Origin of the sequence: Kitasatospora sp. NPDC036755 (assembly GCF_040636595.1) — a bacterium.
In the GTDB taxonomy this organism is placed as follows: domain Bacteria; phylum Actinomycetota; class Actinomycetes; order Streptomycetales; family Streptomycetaceae; genus Kitasatospora.
This window is the reverse complement of record NZ_JBEZUT010000437.1, coordinates 1-5,780: the sequence shown is the minus strand read 5'-3', so window position 1 is coordinate 5,780 and position 5,780 is coordinate 1. Positions and strand designations below refer to the sequence as shown.

4 protein-coding genes and 1 pseudogene are annotated in these 5,780 nt (G+C 71.6%); 2 read left to right on the top strand and 3 right to left on the bottom strand.

The window, feature by feature from the left end:
* A pseudogene (locus AB0E96_RS37370) lies at positions 1–95 on the top strand (ABC transporter ATP-binding protein); the annotation flags it as partial.
* A gap of 59 nt (positions 96–154) precedes the next feature.
* Positions 155–2,719, top strand: coding sequence for an ABC transporter permease (locus AB0E96_RS37365; RefSeq protein WP_359830708.1), 2,565 nt, complete (start codon positions 155–157; stop codon positions 2,717–2,719).
* 125 nt (positions 2,720–2,844) lie between these two features.
* On the opposite strand, the gene AB0E96_RS37360 is transcribed toward AB0E96_RS37365, so the two are convergent.
* The 3 genes from AB0E96_RS37360 to efeB form a co-directional block, all read right to left on the bottom strand.
* Positions 2,845–3,456, bottom strand: coding sequence for a DUF4232 domain-containing protein (locus tag AB0E96_RS37360; RefSeq protein ID WP_359830706.1), 612 nt, complete (start codon positions 3,454–3,456; stop codon positions 2,845–2,847).
* A gap of 234 nt (positions 3,457–3,690) precedes the next feature.
* Complete coding sequence (gene efeU / locus AB0E96_RS37355; protein WP_359830705.1) at positions 3,691–4,536, bottom strand: iron uptake transporter permease EfeU; 846 nt, start codon at positions 4,534–4,536, stop codon at positions 3,691–3,693.
* A gap of 47 nt (positions 4,537–4,583) precedes the next feature.
* Positions 4,584–5,780: iron uptake transporter deferrochelatase/peroxidase subunit (efeB, locus tag AB0E96_RS37350; protein WP_359830702.1), on the bottom strand; the 1,197-nt coding region annotated here is incomplete at its 5' end.

Here is a 5,780-nt window from a genome sequence, read left to right as displayed (position 1 = left end):
CCGACGGCCGCATCGTCGACGAACTCCACCAGCCCACCGCCGACACCGTCCTGGACCGCATGCGCCGCTTCGACGCCAAGGGCCGCACCAGCTGAGCCCCCTGGCCCCCGAAACGCCACCCGTCCCCGAGTACCCCCAGGACTGACGCCTCCCCATGTTCCGCACCGCACTGCGCAATGTGCTCGCCCACAAGGGCCGGCTGCTGATGACGGTACTGGCCGTCATGCTCGGCACCGCCTTCGTGTCCGGCACGCTGGTCTTCTCCGACACCTTCGGCAACGCCCTCAGGACCCAGAGCTCCAAGAGCTACACCGACATCGCCGTCACGGTCAGCGACCGCGAGGCCCGCAACCTCAGCCACGACGAGGGCGGCCGGGCCGTCGACAGCCCCACCCTCACCGAGGAGACCCGCACGAAGGTCGCCGCGCTGCCCGGCACCGCCGAGGTCCGCGGCATCGTCAGCGGCTTCGCCGGCATCGCCGACAAGAAGGGCGCGCTGATCGGCAACGGCTTCTCCACCACCGGCACCAACTACGTGCCGGGCGCCGACGGCACCGACCCGCGCTACCCGCTGGTCGAGGGCCGCGGCCCGAAGGACGCCACCGAGGTCGCGCTCGACCGCAAGACCGCCGACAAGGGCGGCTTCAAGGTCGGCGACACCATCCGGGTCGCGGTCAACGGCCCGGTGATGCAGCTCAAGCTCACCGGCACCGTGACCACGAACGACCCGCGGGTGGTGGCCGGCGGCTCGCTGGCCGCCTTCGACACCGCCACCGCCCAGCAGCTCTACCTGGCTCCGGGCCGCTTCGCCGAGCTGGACGTCAAGGCCAAGCCGGGCACCGACGACACCGCGCTGCTCGCCGCCGTCAAGCAGACCGTCCCGCAGGGCGACAACATCGAGGCCAGGACCGGCCGCGAGCTCGCCGACGAGCAGGACCGGATGATCAAGCAGGGCACCCAGGTGCTGAGCACCGCCCTGCTGGGCTTCGCCGGCATCGCGCTGTTCGTCGGGATCTTCATCATCGCCAACACCTTCACCATGCTGGTCGCCCAGCGCACCAGGGAGCTGGCCCTGCTGCGCGCCGTCGGCGCCACCCGCCGCCAGATCACCCGTTCGGTGCTGATCGAGGCGGTGCTGGTCGGCCTGACCGCCTCGGTGACCGGCCTGCTCGCCGGCATCGGGATCGCCCTCGGCCTCAAGGCCCTGCTCAACGGCCCGATGGACGCCAACCTGCCGGACGGCCCGCTGATCGTCGCCCCGACCACGGTGGTCGCCGCGCTCGCCACCGGTGTGCTGGTGACGGTGCTGGCCGCCTGGCTGCCCGCCCGCCGCGCCTCCCGGATCGCCCCGGTGGCCGCGATGAGCTCGGTCGAGCAGCCCACCACCCACAAGGGCCTGGTGGTCCGCAACACCATCGGCCTGCTGTTCTCCGCCGCCGGTGCGGCCGCGCTGGCGGCCGGCGTGGCCGCCAAGGAGGTCAAGCCGGTGGGCCTCGGCGCGGGCGCGCTGCTGATCGGCGTGTTCGTGCTGACCCCGATGCTGTCCAAGCCGCTGATCGCGCTGCTCGCCCCGCTGCTGCGCGCCGTGTACGGCACGCCGGGCAAGCTGGCCCAGGAGAACGCGGTCCGCAACCCGCGCCGCACCGCCGCGACCGCCTCGGCGCTGACCATCGGCGTCACCCTGATCACCTCGCTGACCGTGATCGGCGCCTCGGTGAACCAGGCCGTGGACCGGCTCACCGCGACCAGCGTCAAGGCCGACTACACGGTCGCGATGCAGAACTTCTCGAAGCTCGCCCCCGAGGTCGCCGCCCAGATCGCCAAGGTGCCCGGTGTCACCGCGATGAGCGTCGAGCGCACCGTCCGGGTCAAGGTCGGCGAGCAGCAGGAGGACAGCGAGGCGATCACCGCGGTGGATGCCGCGACCATCGACCAGCTGGCCACCATCAAGGTCACGGAGGGCTCCGCGGACGCCCTCAAGCAGGGCAGGCTGCTGGTGAGTTCGGGCCGCGCCGAGCACGGCGGCTACAAGCTCGGCGACACCCTCGCCGTCACCTACCCGGACGGCGCCAAGGGCTCGCTGACCGTCGGCGGCATCCTGGAGGCCAACACCGCGCTGGCCGGCATCGTCGCCCCGGACTCGGTGGTCGGCCCGCACGCGGCGCCCGGCTCCGGTCCGGAGTCGGTCCTGGTCAAGGGCGCCGACGGCCCGACCGAGGAGCTGAAGCAGGCGCTGCGCGACGCGACCGGCGGCAACCCGCTGATCGCGGTCAAGGGCCAGAAGGAGATCAAGGCGGAGAACCGCCAGATGATCACCAGCATCCTGAACATGATGTACGGGCTGCTCGGCATGTCCGTGGTCATCGCGGTGCTCGGCGTGGTCAACACCATGGCGATGTCGGTGTTCGAGCGCCGCCGGGAGATCGGCATGCTGCGGGCGATCGGCCTGGACCGGCTCGGCATCCGCCGGATGGTCCGGCTGGAGTCGCTGCTGATCGCGCTGTTCGGCGGCGTGGTGGGTGTCGGCCTCGGCGTCCTGGTCGCCTGGGCGGTCGTGCGCACGATGGCGGACAGCCTCAAGGACATCAGCACCGTGGTGCCGCCGCTGCAGATCGCGGGCTTCCTGCTCGCGGCCGCCGTGGTCGGCCTGCTGGCCGCCCTCTGGCCGGCCCACCGCGCGGCGCGGCTGGACATCCTGACCTCCATCAAGAGCCAGTAGCGGGCCCGCACGGCAACCCGGAGCCCCCGGGGTGGTTCTCATCGAACCGCCCCGGGGGCTTCGTCGTGTCGGGTCGCAGGACGCCGGCCGGAGAACGCCGGCCGAGGAACGTCAGGCGGAGAACGTCAGTTGAAGAGGACCTTCTCGCTGTTCGGCTGCAGGGTGCCGGTCGTCAGCCCGGCGGCCGAGACCAGCAGCTGCGCGCTCGGCTTGCCGTCGGTGCCGAGCACCTCGGCGGTGACCGGCGCGGTCTCGTCCGGCGCGGTGACCTGGAGGCCGGCGAGCACGTGGCAGCTCGTGTCCGCCTTGTCGCAGGAGCTCCACTTGAGGCCCGCGTAGCCGGACTTGCCGGGCTTCAGGGTGACCAGCACGGCCGGCCCGGGGTGGGCGTCGCGGTTGGCCGTCAGCACGTCCGGGCTGTTGTCGGCCTTCAGGCCGGCGAAGCCCGGGTAGCCGTACAGGGTGCAGTTGTGGTCGCTCTTGTTCTTGATCGTCAGCATGGCCGAGCCCGCGCCCTTGACCTGCACGGTGGCCGTGATGTCGTCGCTCTTGCACCGCGAACCGGCCGCCTGGGCGGCCATCGGGTCACCGGGGACGGTGGCCCCGGCGGAACCCGCCTTCGCGTCCCCCGGCTTGTCGTCGGTGTACTTGACGTCGTCGCACGCGGTCAGCAGGACGGTCGCCGCGAGGGCGGCGACACCGGCGGCGACTAACCTGGCAGGCCTGCGAACGGTCATGGTCCCCCCAAGGGTGAGTAATGGCATGGAGCTGTCACCCTATGTACGAAGGCCGTGGCAGAACGGTTCCACTGGGGCTGCAGTTTGCCGGAGCTGACTACTTTTGCCGGTTTCCTGTCTTGTTCTGTCCCGAACTGGCCGGAATTGACGCCTCTGCTAGGAAACCGCCCCTGATACGAAACCGCCCCGCCCGGCGGGTGCCGGGCGGGGCGGTACGGGTGTCGAACGGCCGGATCAGGCGGCCGGCTTGACGGCCGGCCGCTGGGCGGGCTTGGCCCTGCCGCCGCCGAAGAGGTTGAAGAACACGGCCAGCGTGGGCACCAGGTAGAGCAGCCAGACCACCAGCTGGAGCACCGTCGGGTCCGGCTGGAAGTTGAAGACGCCCTTCAGCAGGGTGCCGTACCAGCTGTCCTTGGGGATGGTGCTGGAGATGTCGAAGGCCACGCTCTGCAGACCGGGCAGCCAGCCGGCCTCCTGGAGGTCGTGCACGCCGTAGGCGAGGACGCCGGCCGCGACCACGACCAGCATCGCGCCGGTCCAGGTGAAGAACTTGGCCAGGTTGATCTTCAGTGCGCCCCGGTAGAACAGCCAGCCGAGCACCACCGAGGTGAGCAGGCCGAGCGCGGCGCCCATCAGCGGGTTCCAGCCGTCGCCGGTGGCCTGCACGGCCGTCCAGATGAACAGCGACGTCTCCAGGCCCTCGCGGCCGACCGCCAGGAACGAGGTCACGACCAGGGCGGTGGTGCCCATCGCGATCGCCGCGTCCAGCTTGCCGTGCAGCTCGGTCTTCAGGTGCCGGGCGGTGCGCCGCATCCAGAAGACCATCCAGGTCACCAGGCCGACCGAGATGATCGACAGCGTGCCGCCGAGCGCCTCCTGGGCCTCGAAGGTGAGCTGCGAGGAGCCGAACTGCAGCAGGGCGCCGAAGGCCATGGAGAGGGCCACGGCCGAGCCGACGCCGATCCACACCGGCGGCAGCTTGTCCCTGCGGCCGGTCTTGACCAGGTAGGCGATCAGGATGCAGACGACCAGGCTGGCTTCGAGGCCTTCGCGCAGGCCGATCAGGTAGTTGCCGAACACGCGGGCTCCTGGGGGGGGTGTAGAGGTGGTACCGGGGAAGCGGAGGGTCAGCCGAACAGGGCCTGGCCCCACCACTCCCCCGGCTTGCGCACGCCCGCCGGGCAGGCGAAGTGGGCGGAGCCGACGTGCTGGATGTACTCGTTGAGCTTGTCGCTCGCGGCGAGCTTCTGCTGGAGCGGGACGAACGCCTTGCGGGTGTCGCGCTGGTAGGCGAGGAAGAACAGCCCGGCGTCCAGGCGGCCGAGGCCGTCGGTGCCGTCGGTGAAGGAGAAGCCCCGGCGCAGGATCATCAGACCGCTGTTGGCGTCCGGGTGGGCGAGGGCGACGTGCGAGGTCGCGGGCATCGCCGCGAGGTCCGGCGCGTCGTGCTCCTTGCCCTTGCCGTACGGGGCGCCCTCGCCCTTGGTGCGGCCGAAGGTGTCCTCCTGGTCCTTGAGCGAGGCGCGGTCCCAGGTCTCGATGTGCATCCGGATCCGCCGGGCGACCAGGTAGGAGCCGCCGGTCATCCACTCCGGGCCGTCGCCGGGGGCGGCCCAGACGTGGTCGGCCAGCTTCCCGGTGTCGGTGCCCGCGATGTTGTGGGTGCCGTCCTTGAACCCCATCAGGTTGCGCGGGGTCTGCTCGTCCGGGGTGGTCGAGGAGGTCTTGCCGAAGCCGAGCTGCGACCAGCGGATGTTGACGGTGCCCATGCCGATCCGGGCCAGGTTGCGGATCGCGTGGACGGCGACCTGCGGGTCGTCGGCGCAGGCCTGGACGCAGAGGTCGCCGCCGCTGCGGGCCGGGTCGAGCTTGTCGCCCTTGAAGTTCGGCAGGTCGATCAGGGCCTCGGGGCGCTTGGCCTGGAGGCCGAAGCGGTCCACCCCGTCCTTCTCGAACAGGCTCGGGCCGAAGCCGATGGTCAGGGTGAGCCGGGAGGCCGGCAGGCCGAGGGCCTCGCCGGTGTCGTCCGGCGGCGCCTCCGCCGAGCCGGGCACCGCGCCGGTGCCGACCTCGCGGCCGCCGGTCATCGCCGCGGCCGCCTTGGTCCACTCCTTGAGCAGCTTGACCAGGGACTCCCGGGTGGCCTTCTCCGAGACGTCGAAGGCGGCGAAGTGCAGCCGGTCCTGGACCGGGGTGGAGATGCCGGACTGGTGCTCGCCGTAGAACGGCACCTCGGCGCCGACCTGTGCGGCGGCCACCGGGACGGCGTCGTCCTGCCGGGTCGCCGCGGCGACCGAGCCGACGGCGGCGGCGCCGTGCGCGAC